The following is a 15,662-nucleotide window of genomic DNA, read 5'->3' on the forward strand; positions in this document are numbered from 1 at the left end:
GCTTGGGGCACACTAACAATGGCTGGCCAACGCTGTGTTTGAATACCGTTGGGAAGTTAAATAAGGCCAACGTTAGTTTTAGCTGAGAAAGTGTTGGACTAACTTTACCAAGTTCTTTAATGTGGCGTCTCTTGGCCCACTGCCGCTGTTGTGTGGTGGTGTCAGGTTCTCAATAAGCCAGGTCTTGCCTGGCGACCGTTAGTTTCCCGTGCAATCGGGTTTTCCCATCACGATATCAGCCCCCGCGGCTGGCGTTGTGGCGTTTCAAATCAGAGGCGCTCGTGCAGAGCGTACTGCTGCCAATCACCGAAGTCGGGTTGGTTGAAGAGTTTGATCAGCGTCTTGCCAATAATAAAAACTCGACGAGTTACCCTGTGCTTATAAATTCATGACTCTGGAATTCTATTCTGTGTGAGTTGTAAGTTTGTGGTGCGCGTTAATAAGTTTTGATGTTCGTCTCGCTTACATTCAACTGCCAGCTTCAATTCAATACATGCAATTTGTTGTAGAGGCTGTTGTGTCTAAAGGTGTTGTTCTGGCGGTTTCCGCGTCCTTGCTGTTTGGTGTGCTGTATTTCTTTACTTCTCTTCTTGAGCCTTTGGACGGCCAGCAGATATTTGGCTGGCGAATCCTTATTTCGTTGCCCTTCATGACGCTGCTGCTGTGCCTGTCCGGGGATTGGAAATGGGTGCCGCTGATCTACCAGCGCTTGCGCGACAAGCCGGGGTTGTTGCCTTGCGTGGTGCTGACCAGCGCGTTGGTGGGTGTGCAGTTGTGGATCTTCATGTGGGCGCCGCTCAACGGCCATGGCCTGGACGTTTCCCTGGGTTACTTCCTGTTGCCGCTGACCATGGTTATCACCGGGCGTATCGTCTATGGCGAACGCCTTTCCCATCTGCAAAAGATTGCCGCCGTGTTGGCCGCAGTGGGCGTGGGCAATGAGTTGTACCGCACGGGCGGGTTTTCCTGGACCACCCTGGTGGTGTGTGTTGGTTACCCGCTGTATTTCGTCCTGCGCCGGCGCTGTGGCACCGACAACCTGGGCGGATTGTGGCTGGACATGATGCTGATGATCCCCGTGGCGCTGTGGTTCATCCTCGGCGGCCAACCCATTGGCGAAACGCTGGCGCAGCGCCCGGCGTTGTACTGGCTGGTGCCAGTGATGGGCCTGGTCAGCGCGGCGGCAGGCTATTGCTACATCCTGGCCAGCCGCCTGTTGCCCTTCAGCCTGTTCGGCCTGCTCAGTTACGCTGAGCCGGTGTTGCTGGTGGCGGTGTCGTTGATGCTGGGCGACAGCCTCAAGCCGGGCCAGTGGATGACCTACCTGCCCATCTGGCTGGCGGTGGTGGTGTTGGTACTGGAAGGCTTGCGGCACCTGAGTCGACTGCGTCGCTCGATCTGAGCGGCGCGCCGTTCAGCCCTTGAGTTTCTCGGCAATCCAGATGGTATGCCGGGTGCCCTTGTTGCCATGGGCAAACACTTGCACTTCCTCGGCCTTGAAGCCGGCCTTGCGCAGTTTGTCGCTGAACTGCTTGTCGGCGCTGGCCGACCACACGGCTAGCAGGCCCTTGGGGCGCAGGGCCTTGGCGCAGGCGCTGAGGCCACCGGCGGAGTACAGCCAGCTGTTGGCTTTCTGCGTCAGGCCTTCGGGGCCGTTGTCGACGTCGAGCATGATTGCATCAAAGCCCTGGGGCTCGGCTTGCAGCACCTTGGCCACGTCTTCCAGGCGGATTACCGTGCGCGGGTCCAGCAGCGGGTTGCCGGATTTTTCCCCGAGCGGGCCGCGATTCCACTCCACGACGCCCGGTACCAATTCAGCCACCACCACTTCGGCCGTCTTGCCCAGGTGCTTGAGCGCCGAGGCCAGGGTGAACCCCATGCCCAGGCCGCCAATCAATACCCGTGAACCAGGGCGGCCGGCGACCTTGCGACAGGGGATTTCGGCCAGGGCATCTTCGGAGCCGTGCATGCGCGTGTTCATCAATTGCCCGCCGTCACCGCCCTGGATCTTGATCACAAAATCCTCGCCGTACTCGAACAGGCACAGGGCGCCGCCGTTATCGGGGATCGGGGTGGTGTCGAGCAGCACGAAACGTTTCATGGAAATCTCATTGGGAAGGGCATTCTTGCGCGGTTGGGAGTAGCCTTGGGACTGGTTAACAGTCAGGCCATGGAGCCATCGATGAAGTGCAGCATTCTAGCGGTCATTGTAGGGAGTGTGCTCACATTGGGTGCCGCACATGCCCAGCAGTTGCAACCCGTGCCGAACACGCCGGCGACCACCACGGGGGCGCCGGGCACTGCCACGCCGACCCCCTATCCGCAAGTCACGCCGCCAACGGCGCCCAAGCCACAAGGTAGCGGGGCGCCATTGTTGCCGCCGATTGAAATGCCCAAGCCGCCCAAGGACCAGACCTTGCCCGGCTTGCAGCAAAACGACAGCAAGCCCAAGGCGGCGGGTTCTTAAACCAGCCCCAGGGCCTTGAACACAAAGGCGTATTCCAGGGCCACGTCACGCAAGCCCTGGTAACGCCCGCTCATGCCGCCATGGCCGGCGCCCAGTTCGGTCTTGAGCAGCAGCAGGTTGTCGTCGGTCTTGGTGGCGCGCAGCTTGGCCACCCACTTGGCGGCTTCCCAGTACTGCACGCGGCTGTCGTTATAGCCGGCGATCACCAGCATCGCCGGGTAGGCCTGGGCGCTGACATTTTCGTACGGCGCATAGGCCTTGATCCGCTCGTACACTTCGGGTTCCTGAGGGTTGCCCCATTCGTCATATTCGGTGACGGTCAGTGGCAGGTCCGGGTCGAGCATGGTGTTGAGCACATCGACAAAGGGCACTTCGGCAATGGCTGCCTGGAACAGCTCCGGGCGCTGGTTGAGCACGGCACCGATCAACAGCCCGCCGGCGCTGCCGCCGCTGATGGCCAGTTGCTTGGAGGTGGTCAGGCCCTCGGCGATCAAGTGTTCGGCGCAGGCAATAAAATCGCTGAAAGTGTTTTGCTTGTGCTCCTGCTTGCCGGCGCGGTACCAGGCTTCGCCCAATTCGCCGCCCCCGCGCACATGGGCAATGGCAAACGCCACGCCGCGGTCCAGCAGGCTCAGGCGCGCATGGGAAAACCACGGGTCGAGGCTCGAGCCGTAGGCGCCGTAGCCGTACAGGTACAGTGGCGTCGGCTGGCCCACCTGGTCACGCTTGACCACCAGGCTGATCGGCACCTGGGTGCCATCGGCAGAGGTAGCCCACAGCCGCTGGCTGACATAATCGTCGGCATTGAACACGCCCAGTACCGGGGTTTGCTTGAGCACGTGCTGCGCGCCGCTGGCCAGCTCCAATTGGCGGACCTGGGCCGGACGATTGAGTGCTTCATAGCGCAGGCGGATTTTGTCGCTGTCGAATTCCAGGCTGTTTTGCACATACAGGCTGTAGGCCGCGTCCGGCAGTTCCACGCGATAAGCCGGCAGGCCTTGTGGGTGCACGTCGATCACCGGCAGGCCGCCAATGCGCAGGCTCAGGGTCATGGCCCGGGCATTGAGCGTCACGCCATCGAGCATCACCGCGTCATCGTGGGCAATCAGGTTGTGCCACTGGTCTTCGGTGGGCACGCCGCCGGTGTCGGCCGCCTGGAACAGCGCAAAGTTGATGCCATCGCGGTTGCTGCGGATAAACCAGGTCCATTGGTCGTCCAGCTTGCCGTGATCGACATCGTATTCATGGCCTTCAACCCGTGGCGCCAGGCAGGCAAACGCCTGTTGCGGCTGCTCGGCGTCCAGGGCCCAGATTTCACTGGTGGTCTTGCTGCCCAGGGACAGCAGCAATTGGCGCTCGGAACTGGAGCGGTAGCAATGCAGGAAGAAGCGGCCGTCGGGCTCGTGGAACACTTCTTCGGCAGCGGTACCGTCCAGGCGGTAGCGATACAGCTTGTGCGGGCGATGGGTGTCGTCCAGTTCACCGAAGAACAGCGTCAGGCTGTCGTTGGCCCAGGTCATGCTGCCATCGCAGTCTTCGAAGGCCAGTTCACTGACCTTGCCCGAAGACAATTCCTTCACGTACAGGGTGTAGATCTCTTCGCCATTGGTATCCAGGCTGTAGGCCAGGCGCTTGTGGTCCGGGCTGATGCTGAAGGCGCCGAGGGAGAAAAAGCCGCCATTGGCCAGCACATTTGGGTCCAGCAGCAGTTCTTCGGCGTTTTCATCGATCTGCTGGCTGTCGTCGGCCGGGCGCGGGCAGCGGTAATGGCGCGCGTATTCGTCACCGGCGGTGGTGCGCGTGTAATACAGGTACGGGCCCCAGGGCGAGGGCAGTGACAGGTCGGTCTCGAGGATACGGCCCTTGATCTCCTGGAACAGGCTTTCGCGCAACGCTTTCTGGTCCTCAAGCTGCGCCTCTTGCCAGGCATTTTCGGCCTTGAGGTAGTCGAGCACCTCGCTGTTGTCGCGTTCCTGCAACCAGGCATACGGGTCCTGGCCTGAGTCCTGGCGGGCAATCGGGGCGGCAGCGGCGTGGGTCGATGAAGGCATGGATCACTCTCTGTCTGGTGGCGGGCCGACGGCATTGCAGCCGTGGCACTCAAAAGCCGTTATCATACGGGCCTGTTTGCCTACCTTGCCATGGACACCATGACCGAGAACGACTATCTGACCGCTTGGGGCCTCTACGCCTTCGCCGCTTTGGGCTGCCTGCTGGTGTGGTTTCGCCTGACCCGCTGGATCTGGCGCTGGCTGCGCGAACCGCTGCGGTTGCTGATGGCAGTGCTGCTGTTGAGCCCGACCATTGTCGACCCGGTCAAGGAGCAATTCGCTCCGGCCGTGGCCATCACCGCCCTGGATCTGTTGCTCAAAGTGGGCAATAACGCCTGGCGGGCGGTGTCCGATTTGCTGATGTACGCCATGATCGCCTTTGGCCTGTACCTGGTCTTTGTGCTGATTCGCTGGCCCATCGAGCGTGCCGCCAAGGCCCGGCGTGAGCAGAAGGCCGCCGCTGCGGCAGCGGTCGCGGCCGAGCCTGAGGACGACGAGCCCTATGGCCGTGCGCCGGCCCCGGTCAGTGGTATGCGGGTCGAGCCGCGTCTTTAACGTTGTAAGCCCTGCATCGAGAGTCCTGGCATGTGTGAATTATTGGGCATGAGTGCCAACGTACCGACCGATATCGTGTTCAGCTTCACCGGGCTGATGCAGCGCGGTGGGCGCACCGGGCCACACCGCGATGGCTGGGGCATTGCCTTCTATGAGGGCCGTGGCCTGCGGCTGTTCCAGGACCCGGCGGCCAGCAGCGAGTCGGAAGTGGCCCTGCTGGTGCAGCGTTATCCGATCAAAAGTGAAGTGGTGATTGGTCATATCCGCCAAGCCAACGTCGGCAAGGTGAGCCTGTCCAACACCCATCCGTTCGTGCGCGAACTGTGGGGGCGCAACTGGTGTTTCGCCCATAACGGCCAACTCGCCGACTTCACGCCCCAGGCCACGTTCTACCGCCCGGTGGGCGATACCGACAGCGAAGCGGCGTTCTGCGACCTGCTCAACCGCATCCGCGAGGCGTTTCCAGAACCGGTGGATATCGAGCAAGTGCTGCCGGACCTGATCGCGGCCTGCGCCGAATACCGCAGCAAGGGCGTGTTCAACTGCCTGCTCAGTGATGGTGATTGGTTGTTCTGCTACTGCTCGACCAAGCTGGCGCAGATCACTCGCCGTGCGCCGTTTGGCCCTGCACGGTTGAAAGATGTCGACGTGATCGTCGATTTTCAGGCTGAAACCACGCCAAACGATGTGGTGACGGTGATTGCCACCGAACCCTTGACCGAAAACGAGACCTGGACCCGCTACGAACCGGGCCAGTGGAGCCTGTGGCGGCGCGGCGAATGCGTGCGCCAGGGCACAACCGCATAAGGACGTCGATTATGTTGCTCAGCTATCTGCGCCTGGTGTTGTTTGCCATCGGTTTGTTGGTCGGGGTGCAAGTCCCGGGGTTTATCAACGACTACGCCAAGCGGGTCGAGGCCCACCTGATCGAAGCCCAGACCGGTTTGCGCGGTTTTGAAAGCACGGCCCAGCAGTTCTTCAATGGCGATTTGCAAGCATTGGTGGCGCATTATCGTGCCAGCGATGACCCGGTGTTCCGCAGCGATGCCAACAGCCTCGGCACTTTGCTCGATCGCCAGGTGGCGTTGGACAAGCAATTTCAGGCCATGCAGGGGCCGTGGTACATCCGCGCCTTGCAGGTGGCGGTGGCCGCCGACCCGGATATCCGCCGGGAAACCTGGAATGGCTACAGCTACCAGATCCTCCTGACCCCCGAAGCCATGGGCTGGGGCCTGGGTGGGGCGATGCTGCTGTCGTTCGGCCTGGAGTGCCTGTTCCGCCTGATCGACTGGGTGGTGCTGGGCGGCAAGCGCTTGCGCCAGAGCCGGCCGATTGAAGAGCGGGACCTCAAGGGCCTGTAACTACGCCACAAATCCCAAGGTTGCAGCGGGTTTGTGTGGGAGCTGTCTTGCCTGCGATGGCGTCACCCCGGTGCAGCTGATGTACCGAGGTGCTTGCATCGCAGGCAAGCCAGCTCCCACAGGTTTAATCGGGTGTCCTCAGCGGGTTTGGTTGGTTGAGCACCATGCGCTCTTCACCCACTTCCTCGGCATACCGCGCCACTACGCTCTGGCACAACGCCACAATCTCTTCCACCAACTCCACCCCCACGCGCCACGACACCACCACCTGCAGGTTCGGCAAGCGCTGCGCCATCGGCAGCACGAGCAACTCGCCCCGCGCCAATTCTTCGCTGACCAGCACCGGCGGCAACGCGCCGATACCGAAGCCGTCGCGTAGCAGGCGGGTGATGGCCGACACCGAGTTCACGCAGTTCATGCGCGGCGCCGCCACGCCATGGGCCTGCATCAGGCTCAACACGTCCTGGTGGGGATGGGAGTTTTTTGAGTAGGTAATAATCCGTTCCTGGGCCAGTTCGGCGAGGGAGGCGTAGTCGCGGTTGTAGATCGAGTGGCTGGCGACTATCCAGCCCATGGGGTGGCTGGCCAGTTCCAGGCTGCGCACCGATTCCTGACGCATCAGGTCGGTTTGCAGGATCAAGTCGAGGAAGCCTTTTTGCAGCTGATCGCAGAGATTCAGCGCGGTATCGGCGACCAATTCGATCTCAACCAAGGGGAAGTTGTCCATCAGTTCGGTCACCAACGGGCTGAGCCAGGTGTGGATCACCGTGTCCATTGCGCCGATGCGGATGCGTCCGACCTTGCTGCTGGTGGTTTCCAGCGATTGCTTGAGCCCCTGCATGGTGACCATCATCTGTTCGGCATAATCGAGCACCTTCATCCCGTCCGGGGTCAGGCTTACGCCACGCGAGTCTCGCAAAAACAGCTTCACCCCCAGCTCGCTTTCCAGCACTGCAATGCGGCTGGAGATCGAGGCCTGGGTGGTGAACAGCTTCTCTGCGGTGAGCCGGAAGCTCTTGAGCCGGGCCACCCAGACGAAGGTTTCGAGGAACTTCAAATTCATGGGATCAACTTTTTCTTATGCATGGATCGGTTTTTATTAGTTGGACGCAGCAGGGGCTGCGCGCCAAAAATCGGGCAGTCTCACGATAAGCGTCGTCGGGGCTCAGGACAACATCGTTGCGGGATCTTGGTAAAAGATCCCACACTACAAAAAAATAAAGCCTACAGGAGTCTTCAGTGTGAGCCGCCTGCTACTGAACTGCGACATCGGCGAAAGTTTTGGCGCCTGGACCATGGGTCTGGATGCCGAGGTCATGCCATTCATTGATTGCGCCAATATCGCCTGCGGTTTCCACGCCGGCGACCCGAGCATCATGCGCAAGACCGTCGCCCTGGCGTTGCAGCATGGCGTGCAGATAGGTGCGCACCCGGCATATCAGGACCTGGCAGGCTTCGGCCGCCGCTCCATGGCCTATGCGCCCCAGGAACTCCAGGACCTGTTGCATTACCAGATCGGTGCCCTCGACGGTATCTGCCGGGCCCAGGGTGGCCGGGTCAGCTACGTCAAACCCCATGGCGCGATGTACAACGACATGATGGCCAAGCCTGCGCAACTGCGCGCAGTGATCCAGGCCGTGGCGGCGTACGACGCCAGCCTGCCGTTGATGCTGATGGCCACCCGCGACAACAGCGCCGCCCAGGCCCTGGGGGATGAATATGGCGTGACCCTGTGGTTCGAAGCCTTCGCCGACCGCGCCTACGACAGCGCCGGGCACCTGGTCTCGCGCCAGTTACCGGGCGCGGTGCATCACGATGCGCAGGTCATCCTTGAGCAGGCCTTGACCATTGCCCGTGGCCAAACCCTGGTCGCCAGCGATGGCAGCCCGCTGTTGCTGCAAGCCAACACCCTCTGCGTGCATGGCGATAACGCCAGCTCGGTGGCGGCGGTGCAGCGCATTCGCCAGGCGTTGACGCCAGCATGAAGCCACGGATTGAAGTAGTCGCCATCGACTGTCTGATGGTGCGCCTGTTTGACGTGATCGCCGAAGACAACATGCCCTGGATGCTTGCTGCCACGCGCCGGCTGCGCGAGGGGTTTGGCGCGGCGCTGGTGGATTTGGTGCCTTCCTACACGACGCTGATGGTGCATTACGACCTGCTGGCACTGAGCCCGGCACAGGCCCGGGAACTGATCGATCACGCCCTGACGGACTTGCAGCCGCAGGCCCAGGGCAGTGGGCAGTGTCATGTATTGCCGGTGTGGTACGACCTGAGCGTCGGCCCTGAGCTGACCTTGCTCGCCCAGCGTAGCGGGCTTGCGGTCAACGAGGTGATTCGCCGCCACAGCCAGCATCACTATCAGGTCTTCGCCCTCGGGTTTGCTCCTGGGTTTGCGTTTATGGGCCTGGTGGAAGAACAGCTTGCCGCGCCGCGCCTGGGCACCCCGCGCAAACGGGTGGCGCCGGGCAGCGTCGGCATTGCCGAGCGCCAGACCGCAGCCTATCCGGTGGAATCTCCTGGTGGCTGGAACCTGATCGGCCGCACCCCGGCCAAACTGTTCGACCGCGAGCGCGACGGCTACAGCCTGATGCAGCCAGGCGACAGCGTGCGTTTCGAAGCTATCGGTCGCGCTGAGTTCATCAACCTGGGTGGCGATGACACGCCCTTGGAGGCCCAGGCATGAGCCGCTTGTTGATCGAGGCCAGCACCGCGCTGTGCCTGTTGCAGGATGCCGGGCGTTTTGGTGTGCGGCACCTGGGCGTGACCCAGGGCGGTGCGCTGGATTGGGTGTCGATGTCCTGGGCCAACTGGCTGTTGGGCAACCCGCTGGATGCGCCGGTGGTGGAAATCACCCTGGGCGGTTTTACCGTGCAGGCCGAGGCGCTGTGCGTGCTGGCCCTGGCCGGTGCGGACCTGGGGGCGTATATCGACGAACGCGCCATCAGCCCTGGCCGCAGTTTCATTCTGCAAAAAGGCCAGCGTCTGCGTTTCACCCAGCCACACCGTGGTGCGCGGGCTTACCTGGCGGCGCCGGGCGGGTTTGACGCGCCCAAGGTGCTGGGCAGTTGTGCCAGCGTCGGGCGCGAAGCCCTGGGCGGGCTGGACGGTTTTGGCCGGGCCCTGGCCGAAGGTGCGGCCCTGGGGTATTCCGGCACCGGCAGTCAGTTGCGGGAGTTGCCGGTTGAGCGGTTGCAAGCTACCGCGCCCCTGGACGTGATCCTCGGCGCGCAGATCGGCCAGTTCAGCGGCCAGAGCCTGTTCGATGCCTTCAATACCGAATGGGCCGTGGACAGCCGCGCCGACCGCATGGGCATGCGCTTGCTGGGCACGCCGTTGGCGTATCAGGGGCCGTCGCTGATCTCCGAAGGCATCCCCTTGGGTGCGATCCAGGTACCGCCGGATGGGCAGCCGATTGTATTGCTCAATGATCGCCAGACCATTGGCGGCTATCCGCGGTTGGGGGCGTTGACGCCATTGGCGTTGGCGCGCCTGGCGCAGTGCCTGCCGGGGGAGAAGGTGAGGCTGGCGCCGGTGATGCAGGAGACGGCGCATCGCGAGCATCTGAGCTATTTGCAGCGATTTACGAATCGCTAAAGGCATCGCAGGCAAGTCAGCTCCCACAGTTGAGCGGCGTTCACATCTTTTGATTTGTGAATGCAATTCAACTGTGGGAGCTGGCTTGCCTGCGATAGCGGCGGTGAATTCACCGCCTATTTAGAGAGAAAACGCATCCCTTCTTCAAGCCCGCGCAAGGTCAACGGATACATCTGGTCCTCAATCAAATCCCGCACGATGTTGGTCGACGAGGTATAGCCCCAGGTGTCTTTCGGGTAAGGGTTAATCCAGATCAGCTTCTTGTACTTCTCCATGAACCGCTGCATCCACACATACCCCGGCTCCTCGTTCCAGTGCTCCACGCTGCCACCGGCCTGGGTGATTTCGTAAGGTGCCATGGCCGCGTCGCCGATAAAGATCACCTTATAGTCGGCGCCGTACTTGTGCAGCAGGTCCTGGGTCGAGGTGCGCTCGGAAGTGCGGCGCATGTTGTTCTTCCACACCGACTCATAAATGAAGTTGTGGAAGTAGAAGTACTCCAGGTGCTTGAACTCGGTCTTGCAGGCCGAGAACAGCTCTTCACAAGTCTTGACGTGGGCATCCATCGAGCCGCCGATGTCGAACAGCAACAGCAGCTTGACCGTATTGCGCCGCTCCGGGCGCATCTGAATATTCAGCAGGCCGGCGTCGCGGGCGGTGTGGTCGATAGTGCCGTCGATATCCAGCTCCTCGGCCGCCCCCTGGCGCGCAAATTTGCGCAGGCGGCGCAGGGCCACCTTGATATTGCGTGTGCCCAGCTCCACCGAGTCATCGAGGTTTTTGTACTCGCGCTGGTCCCAGACCTTGACCGCCTTGCCCTGGCGCTTGCCGGCATCACCCACGCGAATGCCCTCGGGGTTGAAACCGCCGGAACCGAACGGGCTGGTACCGCCAGTACCGATCCACTTGTTGCCGCCGGCGTGGCGTTCCTTTTGTTCTTCCAGGCGTTTCTTGAACTCTTCGATCAGCTTGTCCAGGCCGCCCAGGGATTGGATCTGCGCGCGCTCTTCATCGCTCAGCGAACGCTCGAACTCCTTGCGCAGCCAGTCTTCGGGAATCAGCGCCTGCAGGTGATCGTCGAGTTTTTCCAGGCCGTTGAAGTAGGCCCCAAAGGCCCGGTCGAACTTGTCGAAATGGCGCTCGTCCTTCACCAGGATCGCCCGGGACAAGTAGTAGAACTCGTCCATGTCGGCGAAGGTCACCCGTTGTTTCAGGGCGTTGATCAAGTCCAACAGCTCACGCACCGAGACCGGCACCTTGGCTGCACGCATTTCATTGAACAGGTTGAGCAGCATGGCAAAAGCCCTTATCGAGTGCCGCGACGGCTCATGAACGCCAGGCGCTCAAGCAGTTGCACATCCTGCTCGTTTTTCACCAGGGCGCCGGCCAGTGGCGGGATGGCCTTGGTCGGATCACGCTCGCGCAGCACCGCCTCGCCAATATTGTCGGCCATCAGCAGCTTGAGCCAGTCCACCAGTTCGGAGGTGGAAGGCTTTTTCTTCAGACCTGGCACCTTGCGCACGTCGAAGAACACGTCCAGCGCTTCGCTGACCAGGTCTTTCTTGATGTCGGGGTAGTGCACGTCGACGATTTTTTGCAGGGTGGTGCGGTCGGGGAAGGCGATGTAGTGGAAGAAGCAGCGACGCAGGAACGCGTCTGGCAGCTCTTTCTCGTTGTTGGAGGTAATGATGATGATCGGGCGTTTCTTGGCCTTGATGGTCTCGTCGATTTCGTAGACGTAGAACTCCATCTTGTCGAGTTCTTGCAGCAGGTCGTTGGGGAACTCGATATCGGCCTTGTCGATCTCGTCGATCAGCAGGATCACCCGCTCTTCGGACTCGAAAGCCTCCCACAGCTTGCCTTTTTTCAGGTAGTTGCGCACGTCATGGACCTTGTCCACACCCAGCTGCGAGTCGCGCAGGCGGCTGACCGCATCGTATTCATACAGGCCCTGGTGCGCCTTGGTGGTGGACTTGATGTGCCAGGTAATCAACCGCGCGCCGAACGATTCGGCCAGTTGTTCGGCGAGCATGGTCTTGCCGGTACCCGGTTCGCCCTTGACCAGCAGCGGGCGCTCCAGCGTGATGGCAGCGTTGACGGCCAATTTCAGGTCATCGGTGGCAACGTAGGCCTGGGTGCCTTCGAACTTCATTTCTCAATCCTCGAACATGACGCCGGTAGTCAGCATGCCTGCGACTATAGCGCGCAGCCCCGGTGACTGTGAACGCAGACGGGTTATTCAGTCTCTGAATGACCAGTCACGCCAGGTTCAATCGGCGCTGGGTTTGGGTTGTTCGTAGCGGGCGTTGAACGCCTGGACGAAACCATTGCGCAAAATCTGCAAAAACGCCTGGAACGCGCTGATATTTTGCTGGTGAACGCTGCCACTGAGCTCGACTCGGGTGGCGAACTGGTTTTTGCTCTGGTTCTTCAGCACGGTTTCGCTGGCGCCGACCACGGCCTCCCAGATCGAGCGGAAAATCCCCTTGTCCTTGTTCTGCACATCCTGTTGCCAGTCGAAGACTTCCACATCCCGCAACAGTGGCTTGATATAGCCGGTCAGTTGGGCTTTCTCGGCCTGGGCCTCGATTACCACGTCGCCGGTGCCGGCATTGAAGTCGAACTTGCCGTAGGCCGAGGCGAAGTCGTTCATGCGCTTGAGCTGGATGTCGCGGGCGCGAAAGCGGAACTCGAAGTCTTCAAAGTTGCTCAGCGGGTCGAAAGTCGCGCTGGCTTCCAGCGGCGCATGCCCCAGCAACAGGGCCTTGCCGTCAAAGCGCGCATCGCGCTTGCCTTCGACGTCCACCACATTGGTCAGGTTGTAGAAACTGGCGTTGACCTGAGTGGCCCCGATGTTGACCGGCGGTTTGGAGTTGAAGTTATGGAAGGCAATCTTGCCGTCGTCGATGCGCACTTCGTTGAGCGTGATGGGCAGCAGTTTGCCCAGTTGCGCCCGCCAGTCGGTGCCACGACCGGTCTGGGACGCCTGTTTGTTGGCGCCACCGTCGACGAAGTTGAGCTCTGGCTTGACGAATTGCACTTGGGCCACCACCGCATGGTCGTACCACAAGGAATGCCAGCTCACTGACAGATCAATGACCGGCGCCTTGACGAACGGTACGGGCACCTTGCCGTCGACCTTGACGATCTGCAGGCCATTGATCCGGTACGCGCCGCGCCACAGGGCCAGGTCTACGTCCGTCACTTGGCCACGGTAGTCGCCCATGTCGGCGAGTTTTTCATTGAGGTAGTTGCGCACCAGGTAGGGCAGTGCGATGTCCAGTGCCACCAGCACGACCACCAGCCCGGCGACCGTCCATATCGGCCAACTGTAGCGACGCTTCATGGGTTTTTCCTCCCTGTGTATAGGCGGTTGACTACGCCGGCAGCGGCAACGTTCCTCGACTGGACGCCTTGGAGTACGAGGCATACCCTTGTTGCCTTCATGAAAACTGCCTAAAGGACCCCGCCATGAGCCGCATTTTTGCAGACAACGCGCACTCCATCGGTAACACGCCCCTGGTTCAGATCAACCGTATCGCGCCCCGTGGCGTGACCATCCTGGCCAAGATCGAAGGGCGTAACCCTGGGTATTCGGTGAAGTGCCGGATTGGCGCGAGCATGATCTGGGATGCGGAAAGCAGCGGCAAACTCAAGCCAGGCATGACCATCGTCGAACCGACCTCGGGCAACACGGGGATTGGCCTGGCCTTTGTCGCCGCCGCCCGTGGCTACAAACTGTTGCTGACCATGCCTGCGTCCATGAGTATCGAGCGGCGCAAGGTGCTCAAGGCCCTGGGCGCCGAACTGGTGCTGACCGAGCCGGCCAAGGGCATGAAAGGCGCGATCGAGAAAGCCGGCGAAATCCTCGCCAGCGACCCGGCGACCTATTTCATGCCGGCGCAGTTCGACAACCCGGCCAACCCGGCCATCCATGAGAAAACCACTGGCCCGGAAATCTGGAACGACACCGATGGCGCGGTGGATGTACTGGTGGCGGGCGTCGGCACGGGTGGGACGATCACAGGCGTGTCGCGCTATATCAAGAACACGGCGGGCAAGCCGATCCTCTCGGTGGCGGTGGAACCCATCAGTTCGCCGGTGATTACCCAGGCGTTGGCCGGTGAAGAAATCAAGCCCAGCCCCCACAAGATCCAGGGCATTGGTGCCGGTTTTGTGCCGAAGAACCTCGACCTGTCGATGGTCGACCGGGTGGAGTTGGCCAGTGACGAGGAATCCAAGGCCATGGCCCTGCGCTTGATGCAGGAAGAGGGCATCCTGTGCGGGATCTCCTGTGGCGCGGCGATGGCCGTTGCGGTGCGCCTGGCCGAGAAACCGGAAATGCAGGGCAAGACTATCGTGGTGATCCTGCCGGACTCCGGCGAGCGTTACTTGTCGAGTATGTTGTTCAGCGATCTGTTCACCGACCAGGAAAACCAGGCCTGACCCTGGTAGGTGCCGTTCCAGGGAAATCGAGTTGATCCATATCAGCCCGGTTTTATGCCCCTTATGCATAATTGATTGCTCGCCGCGCGCCCCTTAAAACGGATTGTTGGATGACGCGGGTTTTTCCTCCGGCCCGGAGTGTTTATCATGGCCGGCTGCTATGTCTGGTTTCCCGCTGCCGGGAGGCTATTTCCAGGAGTTGCTGCATGACCTTTTCTTTGGCCGCCAAGCTGTCGGTGCTGTTGCTGTTTATCGGCAGTACGCTCTACGTGCATTTGCGCGGCAAGGCGCGTTTGCCGGTGCTGCGCCAGTTCGTCAACCATTCGGCGCTGTTCGCCCCGTACAACGCGTTGATGTACATCTTCTCGGCTGTACCGTCCAAGCCCTACCTGGATCGCAGCAAGTTCCCGGAACTGGATGTGCTCAAGGACAACTGGGAGGTGATCCGCGAGGAGGCCATGCACCTGTTCGACGAAGGCTATATCCGCGCTGCCGAGAAGAACAACGATGCCGGGTTTGGCTCGTTCTTCAAGAAGGGCTGGAAGCGCTTCTACCTCAAGTGGTACGACAAACCGCTGCCATCGGCCGAGTTGCTGTGCCCCAAGACCGTGGCCCTGGTCAGCAGCATTCCCAACGTCAAGGGCGCCATGTTCGCGCTGTTGCCGGGCGGTAGCCACCTCAACCCCCATCGCGACCCGTTTGCCGGCTCCCTGCGGTATCACTTGGGGTTGTCGACGCCCAACTCCGACGACTGCCGCATTTTCGTCGATGGCCAGGTCTACGCCTGGCGCGATGGCGAAGACGTGATGTTCGACGAAACCTACGTGCACTGGGTGAAGAACGAAACCGAGAAGACCCGGGTGATTTTGTTCTGTGACATCGAGCGGCCACTGAGCAACCGGTTGATGACTCGCGTCAATCGCTGGGTCAGTGCCCAATTGGGCCGCGCAACCGCGCCGCAGAACCTGGATGACGAGCGCGTGGGCGGGATCAACCAGGCCTATGCCTGGAGCAAGAGCTTCAGCGATCGCTTCAGTGGGGTGGTCAAGCAGTGGAAGCGCAAGCACCCCAAAGCCTATCGCATCATGCGGCCGGTGCTGGCGGCGGTGGTGGTTGTGGCGTTGGTGTATTGGTTATTTGGCTGATGGGTTCAAAAAAAACCGCTCGTATGAGCGGTTTTTTTAT

16 protein-coding genes are annotated in these 15,662 nt (G+C 61.0%); 10 read left to right on the forward strand and 6 right to left on the reverse strand.

Annotated elements, in window-relative coordinates:
• Positions 1–517: 517 nt before the first annotated feature.
• The gene (rarD, locus tag ACO77H_RS06780) at positions 518–1,402 is read left to right on the forward strand and encodes an EamA family transporter RarD (protein ID WP_170043250.1); all 885 of its coding nucleotides are present in this window, start codon (positions 518–520) and stop codon (positions 1,400–1,402) included.
• A gap of 12 nt (positions 1,403–1,414) precedes the next feature.
• On the opposite strand, the gene ACO77H_RS06785 is transcribed toward rarD, so the two are convergent.
• Entirely contained in the window at positions 1,415–2,101 is a 687-nt protein-coding gene (locus ACO77H_RS06785; RefSeq protein ID WP_432755179.1) for a spermidine synthase, read from the reverse strand.
• Positions 2,102–2,182: 81 nt separating this feature from the next.
• On the opposite strand from ACO77H_RS06785, the gene ACO77H_RS06790 reads away from it, so the two are divergent.
• Positions 2,183–2,467, forward strand: coding sequence for a hypothetical protein (locus ACO77H_RS06790; RefSeq protein WP_169955567.1), 285 nt, complete (start codon positions 2,183–2,185; stop codon positions 2,465–2,467).
• Here the strand turns inward: ACO77H_RS06790 and ACO77H_RS06795 are convergent.
• A complete protein-coding gene (locus tag ACO77H_RS06795) occupies positions 2,464–4,518 on the reverse strand; it encodes a S9 family peptidase (protein WP_170057685.1) in 2,055 nt (684 codons plus the stop codon). The two genes, ACO77H_RS06790 and ACO77H_RS06795, sit on opposite strands and share 4 nt — an antisense overlap.
• A gap of 90 nt (positions 4,519–4,608) precedes the next feature.
• Between ACO77H_RS06795 and ACO77H_RS06800 the strand changes: the two genes are divergently transcribed.
• The 3 genes from ACO77H_RS06800 to ACO77H_RS06810 are packed head-to-tail and all read left to right on the forward strand — an operon-like array spanning position 4,609 to position 6,434.
• Positions 4,609–5,073: an MFS transporter gene (locus ACO77H_RS06800; protein ID WP_225923868.1), complete on the forward strand. Its 465-nt coding sequence runs from the start codon at positions 4,609–4,611 to the stop codon at positions 5,071–5,073.
• A 30-nt stretch (positions 5,074–5,103) separates the two neighbouring features.
• Positions 5,104–5,880, forward strand: a complete 777-nt coding sequence (locus ACO77H_RS06805; RefSeq protein WP_029292340.1) for a class II glutamine amidotransferase — start codon at positions 5,104–5,106, stop codon at positions 5,878–5,880.
• Positions 5,881–5,891: 11 nt separating this feature from the next.
• The gene (locus ACO77H_RS06810) at positions 5,892–6,434 is read left to right on the forward strand and encodes a DUF2937 family protein (protein WP_016971394.1); all 543 of its coding nucleotides are present in this window, start codon (positions 5,892–5,894) and stop codon (positions 6,432–6,434) included.
• A gap of 124 nt (positions 6,435–6,558) precedes the next feature.
• Here the strand turns inward: ACO77H_RS06810 and ACO77H_RS06815 are convergent, their stop codons facing one another.
• Positions 6,559–7,497, reverse strand: coding sequence for a LysR family transcriptional regulator (locus ACO77H_RS06815; protein ID WP_432755180.1), 939 nt, complete (start codon positions 7,495–7,497; stop codon positions 6,559–6,561).
• A gap of 178 nt (positions 7,498–7,675) precedes the next feature.
• On the opposite strand from ACO77H_RS06815, the gene ACO77H_RS06820 reads away from it, so the two are divergent.
• Genes ACO77H_RS06820 through ACO77H_RS06830 form a run of 3 tightly spaced genes read left to right on the forward strand, consistent with a single transcriptional unit; the run spans position 7,676 to position 10,031 of the window.
• Positions 7,676–8,419: a 5-oxoprolinase subunit PxpA gene (locus ACO77H_RS06820; RefSeq protein WP_432755181.1), complete on the forward strand. Its 744-nt coding sequence runs from the start codon at positions 7,676–7,678 to the stop codon at positions 8,417–8,419.
• Positions 8,416–9,120: a 5-oxoprolinase subunit B family protein gene (locus ACO77H_RS06825; protein WP_432755182.1), complete on the forward strand. Its 705-nt coding sequence runs from the start codon at positions 8,416–8,418 to the stop codon at positions 9,118–9,120. The genes ACO77H_RS06820 and ACO77H_RS06825 overlap by 4 nt, the downstream gene beginning before the upstream one ends.
• On the forward strand, positions 9,117–10,031 hold the full coding sequence (locus tag ACO77H_RS06830; RefSeq protein ID WP_172313384.1) for a biotin-dependent carboxyltransferase family protein: 915 nt from the start codon (positions 9,117–9,119) through the stop codon (positions 10,029–10,031). The genes ACO77H_RS06825 and ACO77H_RS06830 overlap by 4 nt, the downstream gene beginning before the upstream one ends.
• A gap of 116 nt (positions 10,032–10,147) precedes the next feature.
• Here the strand turns inward: ACO77H_RS06830 and ACO77H_RS06835 are convergent, their stop codons facing one another.
• From ACO77H_RS06835 to ACO77H_RS06845, 3 genes are all read right to left on the reverse strand, one after another.
• Positions 10,148–11,326 (reverse strand): vWA domain-containing protein, encoded by a 1,179-nt coding sequence (locus ACO77H_RS06835; protein WP_057441266.1) that lies wholly within the window; start codon positions 11,324–11,326, stop codon positions 10,148–10,150.
• 11 nt (positions 11,327–11,337) lie between these two features.
• Positions 11,338–12,183 (reverse strand): AAA family ATPase, encoded by an 846-nt coding sequence (locus ACO77H_RS06840; RefSeq protein ID WP_029292347.1) that lies wholly within the window; start codon positions 12,181–12,183, stop codon positions 11,338–11,340.
• Positions 12,184–12,300: 117 nt separating this feature from the next.
• Positions 12,301–13,377: a DUF748 domain-containing protein gene (locus ACO77H_RS06845; RefSeq protein WP_432755183.1), complete on the reverse strand. Its 1,077-nt coding sequence runs from the start codon at positions 13,375–13,377 to the stop codon at positions 12,301–12,303.
• A 125-nt stretch (positions 13,378–13,502) separates the two neighbouring features.
• On the opposite strand from ACO77H_RS06845, the gene cysK reads away from it, so the two are divergent.
• Together cysK and ACO77H_RS06855 are read left to right on the forward strand one after the other, a co-directional pair.
• Positions 13,503–14,477: a cysteine synthase A gene (gene cysK / locus ACO77H_RS06850; protein ID WP_169955574.1), complete on the forward strand. Its 975-nt coding sequence runs from the start codon at positions 13,503–13,505 to the stop codon at positions 14,475–14,477.
• A gap of 206 nt (positions 14,478–14,683) precedes the next feature.
• Entirely contained in the window at positions 14,684–15,622 is a 939-nt protein-coding gene (locus ACO77H_RS06855) for an aspartyl/asparaginyl beta-hydroxylase domain-containing protein (RefSeq protein ID WP_169955575.1), read from the forward strand.
• Positions 15,623–15,662: the final 40 nt, after the last annotated feature.

This window comes from Pseudomonas sp. WMBT8 (assembly GCF_050916005.1).
Taxonomy (GTDB): domain Bacteria; phylum Pseudomonadota; class Gammaproteobacteria; order Pseudomonadales; family Pseudomonadaceae; genus Aquipseudomonas.